Below are 23,005 nucleotides of genomic sequence, written 5' to 3' on the forward strand. Positions count from 1 at the left end.
TTAATGTTATCTATCGGTATAGTGTGCAATAAAGTTTTTTTTGACGCAATAAACATAACATGAATGATATTGTTCATGTTGCAAAATAAAATAATACTTGGGAGTTTGCATATATTCATTTTTAAATGCATAACTCCCAATTTTATTTTATATTAACTGTGCAATCTTTCTGTTGCATATTAAAAATTAGTATATGAATAAGATACATTCTAAGCATGATGTCTTTAATCACTTTTGGGCTTGAATTTTTAACATCCATTACTATATCAACATTCTTCTTATTGTCTTAAATATGTTGACACACATTTTGTTAATACAAAGAATTCAAATGATTATACGCTACTCTAATCAAGGTATATAATAAATTTACTTTAAAACAATGTTTTACTGACATAAAGGAGAACGTTAATGAATAAAAAATTATTATCTGTTACGCCTAAAAGTCAACTTTTTCCAATCCCTATGATTATGGGTTGTGAAGGCGTTTCTGCAGCTATGTTATTACAATATAATCATCATAATGTTAAAGCTACTGATATTATGAAACATTGGCCTACTCATCCAAATAATCCCTATAAAGGCTATGTTGGTCATCATTTACTTGTTAAGTTTGGTCATCACCAAACGATTTTCCCTTCTGCTTATGTTCCATATTTACAAACATTTGATTCACGTATCGTAGATGGCACTGGTACGAATTTAGAGGAATTGGAAACTGTGATTGATCAAGGACAACCGGTTCTTATGTATCATACAAGTTTAGGTCAAAAACCTTCACGTAAAACGTTTAAATTTGATAACCATACGCGTCAGCTTGTGTCTAACATTCACATTACATTACTTATTGGATATGACGACACACATTACTATTATATTGATCCTTTATGGAGTCACTTTTTAAGAAAAGTAATTGTGCCTGCATTAGTACCTAATCGCTTCCAGATTATAAAAATTAAAAAAGAATTCATGGAGCGTAGCTTTAACGCCCCTGGTAAAAAATGTATCTATGTAAAACCATAAATTAAAAGAGCAAGAAGCGACTTCCTTCTAAACGTCGTTTCTTGCTCTTTTTTATTCTATTACAAAGTCCATTAATGCATGATTCATTTCTGAATATATATCTGCTGTTCGCCATTCTCTTTTATAACCTAAACAAGGACATAAAAAGGTTATATTATTTTCAACTAAAGATTTACGAAAATGAACATGTCCCATAATACTGTATTTAATCGGAAACTGCTGATATAATTGATCGAAATCTGATGTACCTATAAATGCATTGAAAAAATCAAAAATACGATGAGGGGTAGGTACTACAAATTTAGAATGTGTTACAATATGTGTCATTAAAATAATTTGTTTATCTTGAAGTTGCTCCAATGCTTGTTTAACATGCTTAGACGCCTTTTTGGATAAAATCGTATCATCTTCATCCCAATCGATTTTCACTTTATCTTGCCAAGTGGCCCCATAATATTTCCCTTTTTTTAATCGAGTTTCTTCAAATTTTTTATCAGCGTAACTGTAATCATACCAAGCAGTATGGCCTACAATAGCCCAATTATCATTAATTACATATGGATGATCCAACAAACACTCTGGCTTTGTTCTATAAAAATCATAAATATCTTGAGATGTCGTTTCATCCTCTACTTTCCAATAATCATGATTTCCTGGAACAAATAGTACGGGAATATGTAAAGCAGTTTTTAAATCTTTAATAAATTGATAGCTATCTCTAAAATAGTTCGAAATATCTCCTGCAATTAATAGTAAGTCAACCTCTCTATGTTGTACTACTTTAATCAATGTTTCTAGATATACATTTGATTTTAATTTAGGATGTCTATCTATATGTAGATCAGAAATCGCTCCGATTCTCATTCCTCTACTCCTCTAATACATTTTTAAATTTTATCTATTATGCCATAGATTATTATAAATATAAATTATTCTGTTTTTCATAGTTGTATACACATATTTGTTTTTTTGAAAATTAAGAGTATAATAAAATTAACTTTTAACAAAGTTACATATTTAACAAAATTTAAAAAAGGTAAACTTTTAAAAATCTGAATATTCTAATTAATTACAAATTGATCTTCACTCTTTTCTACTTTGTTAAAAAAGTTTTCAAAATTCAAGGAAAGCGCTTACTCGATTATCATATTGCTTTCTTAGGGGGAAGTCTATGGCAAGACAGTTAGAAAGAGAATTAAGTAATAGACACATTCAATTAATTGCAATTGGTGGCGCTATTGGCACAGGATTATTTTTAGGTTCTGGACAAACGATTTCGTTAACAGGACCATCACTACTCATCACCTATCTAATTATTGGTATAGTGTTATTTGCTTTTATGAGAGCACTTGGAGAATTGTTACTTAGTAATACACGTTTCAATTCATTTGTAGATATTGCCAACGAATATTTAGGGCCGTTCGGTGGTTTTGTCATTGGTTGGACATATTGGTTATCTTGGATTGTTTCAAGTATGTCTGATTTAACAGCAATGGGACAATATTTTAGTTTTTGGTTTCCAAACGTTCCTCACTGGCTAACCGTATTATTTATCGTACTCTTACTTATTTCATTCAATATGCTTGGTGCAAAATTATTTGGAGAGTTAGAATTTTGGTTCTCTATTATAAAAATTATTACTATTATTGCTATGATTATCGTTGGCTTAGTTATGATTTTCTTTTCATTTAAAACATCGTATGGACATGCGTCTTTTAGTAATCTTGTAAATCATGGCGGTATTTTTCCAAATGGACCAGCTGGATTTTTAATGTCATTTCAAATTGCTGTCTACTCATTTATTGGTATTGAACTAATAGGTGTTACAGCTGGAGAAACTAAAGATCCTCGCACAGTTATTCCAAAAGCAATTAATAATGTACCTGTTAGAATTTTATTATTCTATGTGGGAGGTTTACTTGTGATCATGTCAGTGATTCCTTGGAATAAGATTAACCCTGATGCCAGTCCATTTGTGATGTTATTTAGTATGATTGGCTTACCTTTTGCAGCAGGACTGGTTAACTTTGTCGTATTAACAGCAGCCGCTTCTGCAACGAATAGTGGTATTTATTCTAATAGTCGTATTTTATTTGGTTTATCTAAACAAGGATTAGGACCTAAAATGTTAAGTAAGACAAATCATCATAGTGTGCCTTACTTATCAATGCTGGTATCTTCTGGAACATTACTTTTAGCCGCATTATTAAACTTTATATTCCCAGATGCAATTCAATTATTTATTTATGTCACTACACTCTCAACTGTATTATTTATAGTCGTTTGGGCAATGATCATTATTTCTTACATTATATATGTACGAAAAAATCCTGAAGAACATAAACATAATAAATTTAAACTTCTAGGCGGTAAAGCAATGGCTTATGTTATTCTTGCATTTTTCTTATTTGTATTTGTATTATTGTTCTTTAGTGCTGATACGAGAGTAGCCATATGTATTTCACCAGTTTGGTTTATATTCTTATTCTTGTTTTATAAAAAGTATAAGAAAAACGCTGAATATTTAGCTGAAAAAACACGTCAGCAACCTCGAGAATCAATCAATCATTAGATATTTTATTTAAGCGGAACTGAATTCAGTTTCGCTTTTCTATGTCTTAAGAATGAAATATACTAAAATATCTCATTATCTTTTTAATCATGATAAAATATTAATTATTTAAAAAAAGGAGTCACAATACATATGGAATTGTTAGAAGCTTTTTTATTATTTATACTTGCTGTTATCATTAGTTCTATTATTTATCATCGCTTCCCCAACATTCCAACAGCTTTCATTCAAATTGCCTTAGGTGTCGCTTTATTCATCTTACCCATTCCACTACATTTTAAATTTGAACCAGAAGTCTTTATGATGGCTGTCATTGCCCCACTCTTATTTGTGGAAGGGACACATGTTTCTCGAGAAAAACTTCTAGAATATCGAAAACCTGTCGTTCTTATGGCCATGGGATTAGTATTTACAACTGTGATTGGAGTCGGCTTTTTCATCCATTGGATTTGGCCTAATTTACCGATGCCAGCTGCTTTTGCTATTGCAGCTATTTTATGTCCGACAGATGCAGTTGCTGTATCAGCCATTACTAAAGGTAAAGTATTACCCAAAGGGTCTATGGCAATTTTAGAAGGAGAGTCTCTATTAAATGATGCTGCAGGTATTATTTCTTTTAAAATTGCAGTGACTGCTCTGGTGACAGGTAGTTTTTCAGCTATAAATGCAATTGGTCAATTTCTACTCTCAACATTTCTTGGTATTTTAGTAGGTGCAATAATTGGCGCTTTAGTCGTCAGTTTACGTGTTTACCTCACTTCTAATAAAGGTTTAAAAGATAGTAATACATTGACTTTCATCCAATTACTTACTCCTTTTGTCATTTATTTTATTGCTGAAGAAGTTCATGCTTCTGGGATTATTGCAGTTGTGGTAGCTGGGTTGATTCATGGTTTAGAACGAGATCGTCTCATTCGCGCCCAAACTGAATTACAAATGAACTATAATCAAATTTGGAATACATTAAGTTATGCATTAAATGGCTTTGTCTTCGTCGTTTTAGGATATATTGTGCCAGAAGTTATTTTGGAAATTGTACGTAATGAACCACAAAATTTAGTTTTTCTAATTGTGGTAGCATTCCTTATAGCATTTGCCATCTATATCTTTAGATTTATTTGGGTCTATGTTTTGTTCAAAGATTTTTACTATCCGAAAAATGTTGAAGCATATCTCGATGACGAAGAAGAAACACAACCACCAAAACGGAGTCGTTATGCATTTATTATGACTTTGTGTGGCATTCATGGAACGATTTCATTGTCAATGGCATTAACATTACCATTCATTATTAACGGCAATCAGAACTTTGATCATAGAAACGATTTACTATTTATTGCTTCAATGATGGTACTTATCAGTTTAATTTTTGCACAAATGATTCTTCCATTCATTACGCCATCCAAACAACAATCACACTTCAAAGGTATGAGTTATCAATCCGCTAAAATTTTCATGATTCAACATGTTATTCGCACATTAAAAGAAAAAGCAGCTACGCACAAAGATATCGATTATCGACCTATTCTGAATCAATATTTTAATGAATTATCATTTTTAATCGACATGGAAAGCGATGATAAAAATACGAAAGAATTACATCGATTAAGAGACATTGCAGAAGAAGTTGAAACTGAGACGCTTCAACAGTTAATTAAACAGGAGCGTATTACTAAAAAAGATTTAAGTGATTATCGCAAAGTAATGGAATTTACACAATCATTTAGAGAAATGTCTTTTATTGAGAAATTAAATCGTTTTAGTAAGTTAATCATACTTAGATTTAAAGCGCGAAAAGATTCACATCATAGTGTGAATCAATCCTCATTTGAACAACAGCGCTATACTGACAGAAAAGAATTAAGAAATAACTTTAAAAAAGTACAACACATTATACGTATTGTTAACCGTCAGGTGACTTTGAGACTTCAAGAAGAACAAAATAGCACAAATGTCCTCGAAGTCAGTTTAATTATCAACCAATATTACGCACTATCACGTACGTTAAGACAACATCATAATCGAAAACATCAACGTGAAGAAAATAAATTTATGCATGAATTAAACACTCAACAACAATATGATGCTAAATTAGATGCATTGTATACTCAGCGTCAAATTTTAGACGAATTGATTTCTAAAAATAAAGTTACCAATGAAATTGCCACGCAATTACGTGAAAATATTAACTATAATGAAATTGTACTTGCCAATGAATTAAATCATTAATATATAGAAAGAACTCAAGAGACCTGTATCTCTCGAGTTCTTTTTATTTTCTTCTACTTTTGTAATTTATAAGGAACCGTCGCTAAAATAACATTTTTTTGATAGAATAAATGCATTTTTAATCGCAAACTCGTTTGATTGTGTAAAAAGTTATGCCATGGTTTTTTAGGAATAAATTCAGTGACAACCACTGTGATGACATAGTTTTGAGCATTCGCTTTTTTATTAATTTTATCGATAAATCGAGAAATCGGACGAATGACACTGCGATATTCTGAGTGTAACGTCACTAGTCTAATATCTGGATATTGTTTGTTCCATTTTTCAATAAATAAATTATCAGTTTGGTCTCCGAAAGATACATGTACAGCAATCACATCATCTGCAATCATATGTGCATAATAAATAGATTTATTTAATGCTGTAGTGATCGTATTAACGGGTACAATCGCTAGATTTTTATCAACTACTGGCATATCTTGAACAATTTTAGTTGTGCTAAGTTGCTCAGCAATATCCTTGTAGTGTCTATTAATACGCGTAAATATATATACAACAATCGGTAAAAAGATTAAGATTGGCCATACTTGGCTAAATTTCGTAATTAAGAAAATCATAAATACGATAAAAGTAATAGTACCCCCTATAGCATTTGCAATAATTTTAGTAGACCATCCTTTTTCACTACCACGAATCCATTTTAAAACCATCCCATATTGAGCTAGTGTAAAAGGAATAAATACACCTACTGCATATAAAGGAATAAGATTTTCAGTTTTACCATGGAAAAAGATAATAAGCAACATTGCACAAATGCCTAATGTAATAATTGAATTTGAATAACCTAAACGGTCTCCTCTTACGTTAAACATACGTGGCATATATTTATCTTTTGACATACTTGCAGCTAACATTGGAAAGGCTGTGAATCCAGTATTAGCAGCAAGGACAAGAATCATAACAGTCGTTACTTGTACAAAATAATATCCTACATTATGCCCTAAAATATTCATTGCAAGTTGAGATAATACGGTTGTTTCAGTCTGTGGCATAATACCATACCAATATGCTAATCCCACAATACCTACAAGTAAGAAAGCTAATATCATTCCCATAGTAATTAACGTTTTAACTGCATTTTTAGAACCAGGATCTTTAAAGTTTGTTACTGCATTCGAAATAGCTTCTACACCTGTTAAAGATGATGCACCTGAAGAAAATGCTTTAAGTAATAAAAATAATGTGACACCTGGCACTGCGGTTCCTACTGTCGCATGCATATGAGGTTCAGCTTGTCCTGTTGCCACTTTCCATGTTCCAATAACAATCATGACTATTAATCCAAGTATAAATAAATAAACTGGATAAGAGAGCACAGTTGCTGACTCTGTTAAACCACGTAAATTCATTATTAGAATAAATAGTACTAATAAACATGCAATGAATACTTTATGGTGATATAATCCTGGAAACGCTGCGACAAAAGCATCTGCACCTGATGAAATACTTACTGCGACGGTTAAAATATAGTCTACTAATAAAGAGCCACCTGCAAGCAATCCCCATTTTTCTCCTAAATTTGTTTTAGAAACCATATACGCTCCTCCGCCTTTAGGATAAGCATATATAATTTGACGATATGATAGAATCAATGCCGCAAGTAGCACTAAAACAGCGGTCGCAATGGGCAATGTATACCAAGATGCAATAGCTCCAACCACAGATAAAGTAATTAAAATCTGTTCTGGACCATATGCTACTGAAGATAATGCGTCAGAAGATAAAATTGCTAAAGCCTTAAAGTTACTTATTTTTTCATTTTTTAAGTCTCTATTTTTTTTGGGCTTACCAATAATAAGTCTTTTAAATTGAGTGAACATAATCCATCCTTACCTCTTTTTATATTCATTTTTAATGGATAAAATATACTCCCATTTAGTGAAAAAGTATACATTTCCACGGAAATAATATAGTATAAATTACATTTTAAGTAACTTTTTACAATTATATTTTTGAAATATTTTCTTTTTATCAGTTTTAAAGAGGTGTCAACAGTATTTAATATTTGTATAGGGCCGTTTAAGTTTAAACTTGCTATACTATTTTTAGAGGTTTAATTTTAAGAAGTATTAAGTAAGGAAGTAAGGGAAAATGAAAAAAAAATTGATCATGATTGGGATGATTTTATTAGTAGGAATCATTATTCTTTCCATAGCTATTAAATTAAAATCTAGTTATTCAATGTTTAGTCCATCGTCACAAAGTTATATTGATAACATGATTGTTAATAAAATGAAAGACGATCATATTCCAGGAATGTCCGTTCTTATTGTAAAAAATAATAAGACGATTCTTAATAAAGGCTATGGTTTTTCAAATATTAAAAAGAAATCCAAAGTCACACCGCATACGCGTTTTGAAATTGCTTCAAATACCAAAGCATTTACTGGTTATGCAATGATGCAACTTGTTGAGGCACATAAAATCAATCTCAATGATAAAGTCAGCCAGTATATTCCAGGTTTCTATATGAAATATAATCATAAAAAAGTAGATATCACAGTAGATCAATTGATTGCTCAAACAAGTGGTATTTCAGGAGACATCACAAATGATGACAACATCACAAAAGACACAAACAGTCTAGAAGGCCTTGTTCATAGTATCAAAGGACGTAACTTAGATGCTAAACCAGGCAAGCAATTTGAGTATTCCAACATGAATTATGATATTTTAGGTTTGATTGTTCAAAAGGCTTCTCATCAATCATATGCGAATTATTTAAGCACACATCTTTTCACTCCATTACATATGACGCAATCAACAGTAAAAGAAAGTAATATGAAAAAGAACAATGACGCTCAAGGGTATGTAATAAAAAAAGGAAAAGCTTATGCTGATAGTCCTGAATTTAATTTAGGAGATAATCCAGCTGCTTATATGATGACTAACACGAAAGATTTAGCCTCTTGGTTGAAGTTTCAACTTAATCCGCCAAAAAAAGTAGCATCATTAGTTCAACTAACGCATCAGCCTAAAGTTAAAGCAATAGATCATTCTCAAGACGTTCACTATGCAGCAGGTTGGTTTATTGATGATAATCATTCAGAAACAATTGTATATCATCCTGGTACACTTGAAAACTATTCTTCATATATTATTTTAAATCCCAAAAAAGACTATGGCATTGTAGTTCTTGCTAATAGCTATTCAAAAAATGTAGCCGAACTTGCACAGCATCTCAATACACAAATGAGTAATGGTCAACATATTAAAACGTTACAATATCTTATTAATCAGTGGAATATCGTATTTATCATCATCACTATTATTTTACTGATAGCTGTAGCAAGTGTTTTTCTAATAATCTATCGCTTAATTTTTAAATTTAAGTCTATTTATTTTAAAACGATGTCTGGTGGATTACTCATCAAAATAAGTATGATGATGTTAACTTTCACACTTATTTTAGCGATACTTCACTTACTTCCAATACTCTTATTATCAAATTCTGATTGGCGTTTTATGATGTCATGGTTACCATTACAAGCGAAAATAACATTATTTAGCTTCGTCTTATTACTGACAAGTCTATGGAGTTATTTTATCCTTAAAATCACAACGCTATCCAAACGACCAATATAGTCTATTAAAACATGTATTTCTTCTTTTCTTCATTATTATGTTAAGCTTATATCACTAAGACTAAGATTATTAAAGACCAGTGTATAGGAGTTTAAATATGAAAAAGAAATGGTTCTTATTACCGATGTCCTTAATAATGCTTGCAGGTTGTGACTATTCTCATAAAGAAGCACAACACGGCCTGTTTTATACTGTATTTGTAAAACCGATGGATGATTTACTCCATGTCTTAGGACATGCATTCAACGAAAACTATGGTTTAGCTATTATCGTCATTGTATTTATATTGCGTTTAATACTGATGCCACTCATGTGTATTCAAGTAAAAAATATTCATGTTATTCGTGGCAAAACAGATGTCGTAAAACCAGAAATTAATAAAATCCAAGAAAAAATTAAAGAAGCTCAATCGCCTGAAGAACGACGTGCAGCAAATAAATTATTAATGAAAAAATATAATGAGTATGGAATCAATCCTTTTAAAAATTTAATTGGCACATTTCCAATTTTAATTCAAATTCCAATTCTTCTCGGATTATATACGTCAATTAAATATCCAACAAGTGGTGGTATTACTCAGCATCCTCATTTTTTATGGTTTAATTTAATGCATACTGATATAATCATGACCATCATTGCAGCTGTGATGTATTTTATACAACCTCTTGTCAACTCAATCCATTATCCTAAAAATGAACGTCGATCTTATTATGTTATGATGGTCTTATCCCCTTTATTTATTACTTATGCATCATTACATTCAGCATCAGCGTTAAGTTTATATTGGGCTATAAGTGCAACGTTTTTAATTATTCAAATGCATTTTGCTCATAGTCATTATGCGAAAGTCGGTAAAATTGAGGGAGAAAAATTAAGACAACGCATAGAAATAAAGCGTCAAACTACTTCAGAAACATCCTCAGACACTTCTAATCATTGATAAGATTAATTATATAAAAAGGAAGAGCGAGACGCTCACGCTCTTCCTTTTTTATTTATCGATGACTATTTCGTATTAAATCAATCGTATTCATCCAAACAATATGACCTAATAATTCTGAAATGCGTTCTTCTTTAGGTAAATCTTTAACTTGTGGTGTTAGATTTAATTTAGGTAGTATATATTCATGAAAAGCAATATGAATCAAAATACCGAAGAATGTGCCTCTTAATGTCGTCACTTTTGGACACTTTTCAGCAAGTAATCCATATACGATAGCATTTGCAATTGAAAAGCCATAATGAATGCCCATGACAGTTATAGGTATATCGTTCTCGTTATAACGGTACGTAGCATGTTTAACATTGTCAGGTAAATTCAATTTATGCAGTAATGTCATTGGTGGTGGTTCTTCTTCACGTTGTGGTGTTCTAGGAGGGATGAGTGCTTCCCATCCCATTTTAACTGCACCGCTTAATAATCCACCAATAACGCCCGTCATGATAACTCTTTTTGTTGATTGTTTCATTAATTTCACAACTCCTTATCTCACTATATATTATATTTACCCTTAATGATTACAAATTAAAAAGTGAGTTAATCACTTTTAACTCACTTTTGCACTCTATTTACTTAGCTTGACATTGCTCTTCTTTGGCATGTACCATGTTCGCTACAAATTGATTAATTGACGCATCGATATGATGTTCTGAACCTAAGCGAGCCACTGCTCCGTTAATGTAATCAATTTCAGTACGTCGATTATTATTAATCAAATCTTGATACATTGATGGGAAATGTGGACCTACTTTATCATTTAAATCGATAAGATAGTGATAGACTTCATCTGCATTTAAATGTACATCATCAACAGTAGCAACTTCTACTATCTCTTTAGTAATGTCATATACAAGTTTTCTTGCGTATTCACTTTCATTTAATGTTGATAAACGACATTCTAAAATGGTACATAGCGCATTTGCCGTACCATTTACACAAATCTTCTTCCAAATAGATTGTTGCAAGTCTTCACTTTTATGTGGATTAAGTTTTGCTTGTTCTAATAGATTATATATCACTTCAACATTATTCTGTCCCTCTGGCACAAGAGAACCTATCTCTACTGGACCACTACCCATTAAATGAGTATGTCCAGGTGATTCTAATCCGGCCGTCCATGTAGTTACACCACGAACAATACGTGATTTATCTACATAATTTACAATACGGTCTTCATGTTTTAAACCATTCATTGTACACACCATAATTGTTGTATCATGAATATGTGGCTGGATATGTGTTAACATGCTCTCAAGTTGCATAGCTTTTGTAAATAAAAATACAATATCAAATTGAAGATCACTTGGTATTTCTGTATCTTGATACATAGGAATGTTTAAATGATAGTCTTCTCCATTTATATCAATATGTAAACCTTCATGTTTTACAGCTGTTGCTTGTGGCTCCCAACCATCAATGAGTGTAACATCATTACCTTGGCGGTATAACATTGCACCGAAACCACTTCCCAACGCTCCTGAACCAGCAATTGCTATTTTCATAACATTCGACTCCTTCTTTTAATATTATTTTTAAAATACTACTTTAATAAAATATCGTCAATAATATAAACAGAATATTCTAAATAATTTGATAAAATTAGAACTAATTTTATTTTTCAATAATTGACGTAGAAGTCATTATCACTCTGTATAAGTATTCATTATTATGTTTACATTTATTTTTTTATCAATAAAAAAATCTGAGGCACTCTAGCGCACCTCAGATTTAAATGGTATGAATATCCAGTTTTAATTAAGCACGTTTAGTTTTACTTGGAATTAAGAAGAAAATGACAAAGAAAGCAGTTAAAACGATGATGGCATTAAAGAGTACGCCCGCCAAACCACCAAGTTCTAAATTCATTTTCGCTGCACAAACACCATAAATCGTACTTGATAAAGCTACACCAAATGCATTTCCTAATGATGAAGCCATTTTATACAATCCAGAGGCAACCCCCACTTTATCATCTGGCGCTTGATCAACTGCTGTATCTGTAGATGGTGTTGCATACATACCGAGCCCAATACCAAATAGTAGGTAACCAATAATACTTGAAATAATATAAAACAAATTAGGTAAGAAGGTTAGTGATAAAAGTAGTAACCCTAAAAATGTAGATCCACTACCTATGAGCAATGGCTTTTTAGCACCTAATTTTTGTAATAGTTTTTCACCTACACGAATCATTACAAGAACTGCTACTAAATAAGTGATAGAGATTAATCCTGCTTGTAATGAAGTGAAACCTAAATGACTTTGGTAGTATGTATTTACTACGATGAGCGTACCACCTGCTACTCCATTTAACATGAAGTTTGAAAGTGTAGCACCACTATATCCTTTATTCTTAAATAAACTAAAATCAACAAGTGGGTTCTCAGTTTTAAATTCACGAAGAACAAAGAATATACCAGCAATTAAAAATATTCCAAATAATGATAGAATGACAGATGATAATAATCCACGATCAGATGCTTGTGTTACCATCACATTGACACTTAATAATGTAATAACTAATAAAATCAAACCTATAACATCAAATTTTGAACCGCTATTGTCTGTATCAGTATCTGGTTCATTTTTTGTTTCTGGTGTGTGTTTAATTAAGAAAAATGAAAGTATCGACAAAGCAATAGAAATAATAAAAATCCATTGCCATCCTATTGTTGAAGCGATAAATCCACCGAACAATGAACATATTCCACTTCCGCCCCATGAACCAATAGACCAAAAACTTAATGCACGTTGTCTTTCTTTTCCTATGTAATATTCATTAATTATCGCAAGAGTTGATGGCATAATGAATGCACCTGATAAACCTTGCAAAGCACGTCCAATCAGTAATAACCATGGAACTGGTGTAATAATCAATAATAATGAACCAATGATATTTAAGCCTAGTCCCAAATAAGTCATTTTGACGCGACCAAATTTATCAGCAACATCTCCAGCACCTACAATAAACAAACCAGAAAATAAGGCAGATAAGCTCACTGCAATATTAATGGTACCCAAATCGGTATTAAATGATGATTGTAGTGTGGGCACAATATTAAGTAACGATTGCGCAAACAACCAAAATGTTAATACACTAATAATAATTCCAACGAGTAACCGATTATCTCCCTTAAATTCTTTTGAAGACTCCATTATAAAAAAATTCCTCCTACTTTGCCCAAAAACTATATAATTTTAAACTACATTAAAATTTTATCATAGCTTACTATAATGGGATATAAAAATCTTTTTTTCTTTTTAAATATTATTTTCCAAAATAAATTATCATTTAATATAAATTAAGTGCTAAGTATTTATAAGTAAACATTTTAAACTATCAACTTTAAATTTTCCATACTATAATAAAAAGTGTAGTAAAACTTTTAAATTTTATTAATATACTTAATAGGTGCAAAAATGTTTAATTTATTTATTTTATTACTTGAACGTGTGGGCTTAATTATTATTATTGCTTACATTTTAATGAATATTAATCACTTCAAGACGATTATGAGTGCACGTGAAAAATTACGTTCTCAAATAGAACTCACCATTTTATTTTCATTATTCGCAATTATTTCTAACTTTACTGGAATTGAAATTGAGCATGGCAAAATTATTTCTAGTAATATTTACTATCATCTAAATAACGAAACGTCACTTGCGAATACACGAGTATTAACGATTGGAATGTCTGGTTTAATTGGTGGTCCTTTTGTGGCGATTATCGTTGGTATTATTTCGGGCTTATCACGAATCATCATTGGTGGAGCAAATGCTTATACTTACCTATTTTCATCAGTCATCATTGCATTAATTTCTGGATTTTATGGATATCGCACCATGAGACATAATCGTTATCCAACTGTTTTAATAGGTGCAATGATTGGATTAATAAACGAAAGTATTCAGATGGCTTGTATTTTAATTTTTGCTGATGATGTTTCTAATGCTTGGTCATTGGTAAAATTTATTGCTTTACCGATGATATTAATTAATAGTATTGGAACTGCGTTATTTTTATCTATTATTCTGTCTACTTTAAAACAAGAAGAACAAACACGTGCAATTCAAACTCATGACGTCCTTGAATTAGCAAACAAAACACTACCTTATTTTCGTTCAGGATTAAATGAAAAATCAGCTCGTCCTGTAGCTGAAATTATACTGAGACTAATGAAAGTATCTGCTGTGGCAATTACTAATAAAACCGATATTTTAACACACGTAGGTGCGGGTAGCGATCATCATGTCGCTAAAAAAGAAATCATTACTAATTTATCTAAAGAAGTCATACGCACAGGTCAATTAAAAGAAGCCAATTCAAAAGAGGACATTGGATGTAATAATCCGAATTGTCCACTTCGAGAAGCTATCGTTATCCCCTTAATGACGAATGGAAACGTCGCAGGTACTTTAAAATTTTATTTTACAGACTATAATCATATTACGACATCAACTAAACAACTTGCTCGAGGTTTAGCAGATATTTTTTCAAGTCAATTAGAATTGGGACTTGCCGAAACGCAAAGTAAATTGTTACGAGATGCTGAAATTAAGTCTCTACAAGCTCAAGTTAATCCACACTTTTTCTTTAATGCGATTAATACCATTTCAGCACTCGTACGTATTGACAGTGAAAAAGCACGCAAGTTACTTTTGCAATTGAGCCAATTTTTCAGATCAAACTTACAAGGTGCGCGTAATAGTACGATTACTTTAGAAAAAGAATTACAACAAGTCAAAGCATATTTATCATTAGAACAAGCACGTTTTCCAGATCGATTTACAATTAAATATCATATTGATGATGTCTATAAACAAGTGCTAATTCCACCATTTATCATTCAAATTTTGGTGGAAAATGCAATTAAACACGCATTCAAACATCGACGAAAAGATAACATTGTTTGTGTAGACGTTCAATACAAAGAAACCTCATTAAAAATATCAGTTAGTGATAATGGACATGGTATAGCGCCTGAAAAATTACCCTCACTTGGACAAATCAGTGTAGCTTCAGACACTGGAACTGGCAGTGCATTAGAAAACTTAAATCGCCGCCTCACTGGTTTATATGGTTCTAGTGCAACGTTACACTTTGATACATCTAATCATGGAACAACAGTATCCTGTATGATTCCATACCATTTAATAAAGGAGGAACGTTAAATGAGGACACTTATTGTTGACGATGAGCCATTAGCACGTAATGAATTACATTACTTATTAAATGAAATATCTAGTTTCGAAATAATCGATGAAGCTGAAAATATTGAAGAAACTTTAGAAAAACTACTCTGTCATACCTATGATTTAGTATTTTTAGATATTAATTTAATGGATGAGAATGGGATTGATTTAGCTCATAAAATTCGAAAAATGCAACACCCCCCTTATATCATTTTTGCTACGGCACATGATACGTTTGCAGTAAAGGCATTTGAATTAGATGCAGTGGATTATATATTAAAACCTTTTGAATTAGAACGGATTGAACAAGCAGTTCAAAAAGTAAAACGATTATTAAACGCTAAACAACAGGTTCAAACATTGTCTGATCCTATTCACTCTCCACAATCACAAACGAGTACTTCTTCTTATAATAATAATCAAAGTGTACTTCCTATCGAAGTGGATGAACGTATTTATGTCATTAATCTAGACGATATTGTTGCGATTTCTGTGAACAACGGAATTTCGACTATTACGACTTTAAAAAAAACATATGAAACGACAGAACCACTCAATTATTATGAGAAGAAATTACCTAAGCAATTGTTTATAAAAATCCATAGGGCTACGATTATTAATAAGCAGTATATCGAAAGTGTCGAACAATGGTTTAATTATACGTATCAAGTGACAATGACAACGAATGTCAAATTTCAAGTTAGTCGTTCATTTATGAAATCATTCAAACAAGAAATTGGTCTTGTTTAATATCTATTCTAAGTTAGCTTTTAACCTAACGCTTCATATAATCAAGTGTTAGATTAAAAGCTGTTTTAATGACATCATAGCTTATTTGTTGTTCTATAAACACTTTCTGATTTTCAACTGGAAAATACTGCAACTCACCTATTAATTTTCGTAACTCACTTCTAAATCCAACTAAAGAAAGCGGTTTCATTTTATACTACTATCAAGAGAAAAGAAAAAGAGGGAGAGTATCAATATGGCGAAAAACAATTCAACTACCGCTAATACTCAGGGAGATAAGAAAGCAGGTAAAACTTACAATTTCTTTATCCAAGTATTAACTATTGTTGCTGTATTATTTGTTTCAAAAATTATTGAATCATTTATTCCGTTTCCAATGCCTGCATCGGTAATCGGACTCGTACTATTATTTATTTTATTAAGTTCAGGAGTCGTAAAATTACGTCAAGTAGAGGGTGTGGGAACCGCTCTAACAAATAATATCGGCTTCTTATTCGTACCAGCCGGTGTATCAGTTATTAATTCATTACCACTTTTAAGTCAACATCCAATTTTAATTATTCTATTAATTATTATTTCAACATTATTATTATTAGTCAGTGTGGGCTATGTATCACAATTATTTGTAACAAAAACATTATTCCCTACTGAAGAACAAAATGAAAAAACACGACTTAAGGAGGAAAACTAATGGTTGATCACTTAGGTATTACAACACCTTATTTTGGTATTTTAGTTTCATTAATTCCATATATTATTGCACAATATTTCTATAAAAAAACAAATGGCTTTTTCCTACTGGCACCTTTATTTGTAGCGATGGTGGCAGGAATTGTCTTTTTAAAAGTAACAGGTATTAGTTACGATAACTATAAAATTGGTGGAGATATTATCAACTTCTTCTTAGAAGCTGCAACAATTAGTTTCGCGATTCCACTTTATAAAAAACGTCATGTACTTAGAAAGTATTGGTTACAAATTTTTGGTGGTATTGCTGTGGGTACACTAGTAGCTTTAATCTTAATCTATTTAGTTGCAACATTATTCCACTTAGGTGATCAAATTAGTGCGTCTATGTTACCTCAAGCTGCAACAACTGCGATTGCCTTACCAGTATCTGACGGTATCGGTGGCGTAAAAGAATTAACATCATTAGCAGTTATCCTTAACGCTGTCGTTATTTCAGCATTAGGTGGCAAAATTGTAAAAATGTTTAAAATTTCAAATCCAATTGCACGTGGTTTAGCTCTTGGTACAAGTGGACACACACTTGGTGTTGCCGCTGCTAAAGAACTAGGAGAAACAGAAGAATCAATGGGAAGTATTGCAGTAGTGATTGTAGGTGTGATTATTGTTGTAATCGTACCACCACTTGCTTCACTATTATTCTAATAAAAAAAGCGTTGCTGACGAACTAAGTAACAACTTAGTCATCGTCTAAGCAACGCTTTTAATTTATCTTAAACTTTGTACTCGTTTACTAGAACGATGTGTGGGGTCTAATTTTTTCTCTAATAAACGTAGACCAATATCAATTAAAATAGCAATTAATGCAATTGGAATCGCACCTGCAAGAATAAAGACTGTACCATCAGTAGAATTGGTTCCACGAATAATAATGTCTCCTAACGTCGGTGCGCCAATAAATGAACCAATAGCAACAATTCCTATTGCTACAACAAGTGCAATACGAATACCACCGATGATCACAGATAACGATAGTGGAAGCTCAATCATACGCATAACTTGGTTATTAGTCATTCCCATACCTTTACCTGCGTCTTTAATATTGTAGTCAACCTCTGTCATACCTGTGTAGGTGTTTTTAATAATCGGTAGCAAGGCATATAAAAATACTGCAAATACAACCGTTGATGGACCGAGCCCTAACGCCAACATCAGTATAGCAAGCATTGCAATGGCTGGCACGGTTTGAATAATATTAGCAATAGTAATCACTGGCCATGCTATTTTTGAATAACGTGCAATTAAAATACCAATTGGAATGCCAATAATACAGGCAAACAATACTCCATATATAGACATTAATAAATGTTTAAAAAAGAGTTCCATCAGATAGCCAAAATTCAAAGTGTAATATTCATAAAGCGAACTTAACACATTCCCTTTCACTGTTATTGACCACCTTTCTTATCTTCAAAATAGTTATGTTTTTTAATAAATTCTTCTGCAATGACGGCTGGTTCTTTTCCTTTTCCATCTGCTTCATAATTCAGTTTTTGCATTTCTTTTGTACTTATTGTATTTTCTAGTTTTGTTAAAGCTTTATCAATCTCTGGATGGTCTTTAATTAATTCTTCTGTGGCTAACGGACTACCATCATATGGTGGGAAAAAGTTACGGTCATCTTTTAAGATTTTCAAATTATATGCCGCAATACGTCCGTCTGTGGAGTAACCAACGGCAATATCTAATTTTTTGTTTTTAAGTGCATCATACACTAAACCAATTTGCATTGGACGTGCACTTTTGAACTTAAAGCCATACTCTTTTTGGAAAGCTGGGTATCCATCTCCGGCACGATTCATCCATTGAGTATCCATACCCAAGCGTAACTGATCTTTATATTTTTCTAAGTCTGATACTTTTTCTAAGTGATATTTATCAGCAGTTTCTTTTGTTACCATAAACGCATACGTGTTTTCAAAGCCAAGTGAATGATAATATTTTTGATTATATTTCTTTTTAAATAATCGCTGTGACTCATCCATAGCTTTATTCGCATCTCTAGTTGGGGGTGCATCAAGTACACTGGTTAACTCTGTTCCTGTAAAACGCACCGCTGACATATTAGCATCTCCACGCATAAGTGCATTATGTTGAACAATACTTGAACCTAAATTTCCAATAATGATTGGTTTGATATCTCCATTTGTATAATGTTCAATCATTAATTTCTCAATATTTGCTACTATTTTGGTTTCACTACTTTCAGTCGCTGTGATTTTCACACTGTCTTTCGAATTACTGTCACCTAAACCGGGTAAGCCGCATCCAGATAATACGACGAGAGACAATGCAAGAACGATAAATATATATTTAATATTTTTCATAGCTGTTCATTCCTCCCTTTTAAACTATCTAGATACTTTAAGTCCTTTAGGTACAGCCCATTTTTCAACTAAAGATAATAAGAAATCCACAATTAGTGCTAAACAAGTCACTAAAATTGTAGCACTAATAATCATTGGTGGTTCATAGAGAGTTAAGCCATTAAATACTAAATCACCTAAACCACCTGCACCAATATAACTCGCAAGTGTAGCCCAGCTAATGACATATACACTTGCAAGACGTATACCACTAATAATTAATGGCAAGGCAAGGGGTAATTCCACATCTTTCATTAATTGAAGTTTTGTCATCCCCATACTTGTTCCAGCTTCAATAATGTTTTTATCAATATTTTGAACTCCTAATACTGTATTATTTAAGATAGGTAATAATACATAGATAAATAAAGCTACAATTGCTGGTGTCTTACCTACACCAAAAATTGGAATCATAAGCGCTAAAATGGCAAGTGTTGGTACCGTTTGAAGTACACCTGCAATAGTCAATACAACATTCGCCGTACGTTTTGTTTTTGATAATAAAATACCAAGTGGTACAGCTACGACAATAGCAATAAGTAACGAAATAATAGAAATATAGAAATGTTCTATCGTTTTCGATACGAGTTCTTCTCCGTATTGTGCAAAAAAGTCTCTCATTAACGATCCACTCCCGTATCATCAGTATGATGGGTATGTTCTCTATCTGTTCCGTTCATAATATCTTCATGATAACGTTGTGTACCTTGCGATGTTAAACGTTGTTGCGTTTCATTTTGACGTTCATTCTCTCGCTCAACTTCATTTGAATAGGTTTTAGAAGAGTGACTCGTTTCATTCTCTTCACCCCAAATGGAGTCATACACAATATCTACTAAGTTTGCTCGTGTAATCAGTCCAATTAATGTATGATGATCATCTACTACAGGCACATTACGTACATTACGCTTTAAAATAGTTCGTACTGAATCTTGTAGTTTTGAATCGATATGTACTTTATAAACATCACGCTGCATCGTATCAATTAATTCTTTACCTTGACGTAATCCTTGATTTATATCTTCAATATCTAAAAAACCTAAAAGACGATGTTTATTATTCACTACAAAAATAGTGTCTATACGATGGGTTCTCATAATATTGACTGCATCATTAAGAGAATCGTCAGCTTGAATCGTAATGGGTTTGATCATTGCATCTTCAACCGTTCTCATGTTTGGTCGATCTTGAATCAGTCTATTTTGTCCAATAAATTCTCTAACAAAATCATTTGCTGGATATCTTAAAACATTGTCCGGTGTATCATATTGAACGATCTGGCCTTTCGACATAATACAAATTTTGTCTGCTAGCTTAATCGCTTCATCCATATCATGAGTTACAAAAATAAACGTTTTTCCTAACTTTTTTTGTAAATCTTTAACTAAATCTTGTAACGTATCTCTAGTTATAGGATCTAATGCACCGAACGGTTCGTCCATCAAAATAATGTCTTGTTCTGCTGCAAGCGCTCTAACTACACCAATACGTTGTTGTTGTCCACCCGACAGTTCAGACGGATAACGATCTAAATAATCCTCAGGTAAATCGACTAATTTAATCAACTCTTTTGCTTTAGCATCTTTCTTTTCTTTAGACCATTTTAAAAGTTTTGGAACAAGCACAATATTTTCTCTGATAGTCATATGTGGCATTAATCCAATTTGTTGAATCACGTATCCAATACTACGACGTAATTCTACTGGATTCATGCTACGTACATCTTTACCATTCATTTCAATTGAACCCTCTGTAGGTTCAATCATGCGATTAATCATTCTTAATGCTGTTGTTTTACCACTACCACTTGTTCCAATAAATGCAACAAATTCTCCAGCTTCAATATTTAAAGAAATATTATCGACTGCTTTCTTATTTCCAGAATAAATTTTAGTAAGGTTCTTTATACTAAGCGTCATAGGATGTCCCCTTCTATCGTATTAATGATGGAAAATTTTAAATACAAAAAAGCCAAAGTATTCTATGTTTGATTGTCTCAATCAAGAACCATATGGCCATTGCGTAATAAAGTTTTAAAAAATTGAATTTTAATAGAAATCGTTAAAATTCCACCACCTATACTTATATACCCTTTATAATTTTTTGAAACATTATTTATACGTAATAATTAATTTTTTTACCTAATTATTTTTTTAAGTTTTTAATTTTAATATTCCTTATATACAACTATTCATTGTAGACAGTACATTCTAGCCTTTTTATATTGCCTACAATTAAAATTCGCAAAATTGTCAAATTTTTCTAAAGTGTGTAACAATTCATTTATATATATTTGAATTTCTGAGTTACTCGTATTAATCTATAATTGTAAAGTGTTTTTATTATGAAAGGGATGTTATATATCATGAAAGCAGCAGTATGGTATGGTCAAAAAGATGTTCGCGTTGAAGATCGTGAACCAAAAAAATTAAAAGATAACGAGGTAAAAGTTAAAGTATCTTGGGCTGGTATTTGTGGTACTGACTTACACGAATATTTAGAAGGCCCAGTATTTATTTCAACTGACAAACCTGATCCATTCTTAGGTCAAAAAGCACCTGTAACTTTAGGACATGAATTCTCAGGTATCGTTGAAGAAGTGGGGAAAGACGTTACAAAATATAAAAAAGGCGACCGTGTCGTTGTAAACCCAACTGTTTCTGCACGTGAAAAAGAAGAAAATCTAGATTTATACGATGGGTATACATTCATCGGATTGGGTTCAGATGGTGGTTTCGCTGAATTTACTAATGCACCTGAAGACAATGTGTATCACTTACCTGAAAATGTGTCTGCTCAAGAAGGTGCATTAGTTGAACCAACAGCAGTAGCAGTGCAAGCTGTTAAAGAAGGTAACTTATTATTTGGTGATACAGTGGCTATCTTTGGTGCAGGTCCAATTGGTTTATTAACAGTCGTTGCAGCTAAAGCAGCTGGTGCTAGTAAAATCTTTGTATTTGATTTATCAGAAGAACGTTTAGCTAAAGCTAAAGAAGTGGGCGCAACTCACGTTGTAAACTCTGGTCATACTGATCCACTAGAATTCGTAAACGAACATACTGAAAACGGTGTAGATGTAACCTTTGAAGTAGCTGGTGTTGGAGTAACATTAGCACAATCTGTAAAAGTAACACGCCCAAGAGGTAGTGTTGTCATTGTTTCAATCTTTGCACACGAAGTTAACTTTGATCCAATGTTATTGACAAACTCTGGTGTTAAATTAACGTCTACTATTGCTTATACACCAACAACATTCCAACAAACAATTGATTTAATCGCAAATGGCAGCTTAGATGTTAAGAGCGTTGTAACAGATAAAATTGAATTAGCTGACATCGTTGAATCAGGATTCAATCAATTAGTGAATGATAAATCACAAGCTAAAATCCTAGTTAAATTAAATGGTGACCAAAAATATTAATTAAATGTTTTAACCCTGTAAAGAAGTTTTCCTTCTTTACAGGGTTTTTTTGTATTATT

Annotated in this window: 20 protein-coding genes; 10 read left to right on the forward strand and 10 right to left on the reverse strand. The window is 32.0% G+C overall.

Annotation, left to right across the window (positions count from 1 at the left end; all coding sequences use genetic code 11):
• Positions 1-408: 408 nt before the first annotated feature.
• The gene (locus tag HMPREF2953_RS08810; RefSeq protein WP_049334690.1) at positions 409-1,020 is read left to right on the forward strand and encodes a C39 family peptidase; all 612 of its coding nucleotides are present in this window, start codon (positions 409-411) and stop codon (positions 1,018-1,020) included.
• 51 nt (positions 1,021-1,071) lie between these two features.
• On the opposite strand, the gene HMPREF2953_RS08815 is transcribed toward HMPREF2953_RS08810, so the two are convergent.
• Positions 1,072-1,884 carry a metallophosphoesterase gene (locus tag HMPREF2953_RS08815; RefSeq protein WP_070672912.1) on the reverse strand — a complete coding sequence of 271 codons (813 nt, stop codon included), beginning with the start codon at positions 1,882-1,884 and terminating at the stop codon, positions 1,072-1,074.
• Between the two features lie 307 nt (positions 1,885-2,191).
• Between HMPREF2953_RS08815 and HMPREF2953_RS08820 the strand changes: the two genes are divergently transcribed.
• Both HMPREF2953_RS08820 and HMPREF2953_RS08825 read left to right on the forward strand, forming a co-directional pair.
• The gene (locus HMPREF2953_RS08820) at positions 2,192-3,592 is read left to right on the forward strand and encodes an amino acid permease (RefSeq protein ID WP_002488816.1); all 1,401 of its coding nucleotides are present in this window, start codon (positions 2,192-2,194) and stop codon (positions 3,590-3,592) included.
• Positions 3,593-3,724: 132 nt separating this feature from the next.
• Complete coding sequence (locus tag HMPREF2953_RS08825; protein WP_070672914.1) at positions 3,725-5,821, forward strand: cation:proton antiporter; 2,097 nt, start codon at positions 3,725-3,727, stop codon at positions 5,819-5,821.
• 53 nt (positions 5,822-5,874) lie between these two features.
• Here the strand turns inward: HMPREF2953_RS08825 and HMPREF2953_RS08830 are convergent, their stop codons facing one another.
• Positions 5,875-7,701 carry an APC family permease gene (locus HMPREF2953_RS08830; protein ID WP_070672916.1) on the reverse strand — a complete coding sequence of 609 codons (1,827 nt, stop codon included), beginning with the start codon at positions 7,699-7,701 and terminating at the stop codon, positions 5,875-5,877.
• Positions 7,702-7,972: 271 nt separating this feature from the next.
• Between HMPREF2953_RS08830 and HMPREF2953_RS08835 the strand changes: the two genes are divergently transcribed.
• Together HMPREF2953_RS08835 and yidC are read left to right on the forward strand one after the other, a co-directional pair.
• Complete coding sequence (locus HMPREF2953_RS08835; RefSeq protein WP_070672918.1) at positions 7,973-9,466, forward strand: serine hydrolase domain-containing protein; 1,494 nt, start codon at positions 7,973-7,975, stop codon at positions 9,464-9,466.
• A 97-nt stretch (positions 9,467-9,563) separates the two neighbouring features.
• A complete protein-coding gene (yidC, locus tag HMPREF2953_RS08840) occupies positions 9,564-10,406 on the forward strand; it encodes a membrane protein insertase YidC (RefSeq protein WP_002448436.1) in 843 nt (280 codons plus the stop codon).
• Positions 10,407-10,461: 55 nt separating this feature from the next.
• On the opposite strand, the gene HMPREF2953_RS08845 is transcribed toward yidC, so the two are convergent.
• The 3 genes from HMPREF2953_RS08845 to HMPREF2953_RS08855 all read right to left on the reverse strand — a co-directional run bounded on the left by HMPREF2953_RS08845 (position 10,462) and on the right by HMPREF2953_RS08855 (position 13,622).
• A complete protein-coding gene (locus tag HMPREF2953_RS08845; protein WP_002454890.1) occupies positions 10,462-10,935 on the reverse strand; it encodes a DUF1440 domain-containing protein in 474 nt (157 codons plus the stop codon).
• A gap of 100 nt (positions 10,936-11,035) precedes the next feature.
• The gene (locus HMPREF2953_RS08850) at positions 11,036-11,968 is read right to left on the reverse strand and encodes a 2-dehydropantoate 2-reductase (RefSeq protein ID WP_070672921.1); all 933 of its coding nucleotides are present in this window, start codon (positions 11,966-11,968) and stop codon (positions 11,036-11,038) included.
• Between the two features lie 253 nt (positions 11,969-12,221).
• Positions 12,222-13,622 carry an MFS transporter gene (locus HMPREF2953_RS08855; RefSeq protein WP_070672924.1) on the reverse strand — a complete coding sequence of 467 codons (1,401 nt, stop codon included), beginning with the start codon at positions 13,620-13,622 and terminating at the stop codon, positions 12,222-12,224.
• Between the two features lie 264 nt (positions 13,623-13,886).
• Between HMPREF2953_RS08855 and HMPREF2953_RS08860 the strand changes: the two genes are divergently transcribed.
• Positions 13,887-15,641, forward strand: a complete 1,755-nt coding sequence (locus tag HMPREF2953_RS08860) for a sensor histidine kinase (protein WP_070672926.1) — start codon at positions 13,887-13,889, stop codon at positions 15,639-15,641.
• Entirely contained in the window at positions 15,642-16,412 is a 771-nt protein-coding gene (locus HMPREF2953_RS08865; protein ID WP_070672928.1) for a response regulator transcription factor LytR, read from the forward strand. It abuts the gene before it with no gap.
• A 25-nt stretch (positions 16,413-16,437) separates the two neighbouring features.
• Here HMPREF2953_RS08865 and HMPREF2953_RS11505 read toward each other — a convergent pair whose 3' ends face one another.
• Positions 16,438-16,602, reverse strand: a complete 165-nt coding sequence (locus tag HMPREF2953_RS11505) for a hypothetical protein (protein ID WP_176746048.1) — start codon at positions 16,600-16,602, stop codon at positions 16,438-16,440.
• 45 nt (positions 16,603-16,647) lie between these two features.
• On the opposite strand from HMPREF2953_RS11505, the gene lrgA reads away from it, so the two are divergent.
• Both lrgA and lrgB read left to right on the forward strand, forming a co-directional pair.
• Positions 16,648-17,103 (forward strand): antiholin-like murein hydrolase modulator LrgA, encoded by a 456-nt coding sequence (gene lrgA / locus HMPREF2953_RS08870; protein WP_049416301.1) that lies wholly within the window; start codon positions 16,648-16,650, stop codon positions 17,101-17,103.
• Positions 17,103-17,804 carry an antiholin-like protein LrgB gene (gene lrgB / locus HMPREF2953_RS08875; RefSeq protein ID WP_048762187.1) on the forward strand — a complete coding sequence of 234 codons (702 nt, stop codon included), beginning with the start codon at positions 17,103-17,105 and terminating at the stop codon, positions 17,802-17,804. Before lrgA ends, lrgB begins: the two co-directional genes overlap by 1 nt.
• 63 nt (positions 17,805-17,867) lie before the next feature.
• On the opposite strand, the gene HMPREF2953_RS08880 is transcribed toward lrgB, so the two are convergent.
• The 4 genes from HMPREF2953_RS08880 to HMPREF2953_RS08895 are packed head-to-tail and all read right to left on the reverse strand — an operon-like array spanning position 17,868 to position 21,444.
• Positions 17,868-18,545 (reverse strand): ABC transporter permease, encoded by a 678-nt coding sequence (locus HMPREF2953_RS08880; RefSeq protein ID WP_070672930.1) that lies wholly within the window; start codon positions 18,543-18,545, stop codon positions 17,868-17,870.
• Between the two features lie 2 nt (positions 18,546-18,547).
• A complete protein-coding gene (locus HMPREF2953_RS08885) occupies positions 18,548-19,486 on the reverse strand; it encodes an osmoprotectant ABC transporter substrate-binding protein (protein WP_070672932.1) in 939 nt (312 codons plus the stop codon).
• 24 nt (positions 19,487-19,510) lie between these two features.
• Positions 19,511-20,146, reverse strand: a complete 636-nt coding sequence (locus tag HMPREF2953_RS08890; RefSeq protein WP_017174996.1) for an ABC transporter permease — start codon at positions 20,144-20,146, stop codon at positions 19,511-19,513.
• Positions 20,146-21,444, reverse strand: coding sequence for a betaine/proline/choline family ABC transporter ATP-binding protein (locus tag HMPREF2953_RS08895; protein ID WP_070672933.1), 1,299 nt, complete (start codon positions 21,442-21,444; stop codon positions 20,146-20,148). Before HMPREF2953_RS08895 ends, HMPREF2953_RS08890 begins: the two co-directional genes overlap by 1 nt.
• A gap of 446 nt (positions 21,445-21,890) precedes the next feature.
• Between HMPREF2953_RS08895 and HMPREF2953_RS08900 the strand changes: the two genes are divergently transcribed.
• Positions 21,891-22,946, forward strand: coding sequence for a 2,3-butanediol dehydrogenase (locus HMPREF2953_RS08900; protein WP_049334846.1), 1,056 nt, complete (start codon positions 21,891-21,893; stop codon positions 22,944-22,946).
• The last annotated feature ends 59 nt before the right edge of the window (positions 22,947-23,005 follow it).

Source organism: Staphylococcus sp. HMSC072E01, assembly GCF_001814125.1.
GTDB lineage: Bacteria > Bacillota > Bacilli > Staphylococcales > Staphylococcaceae > Staphylococcus > Staphylococcus hominis.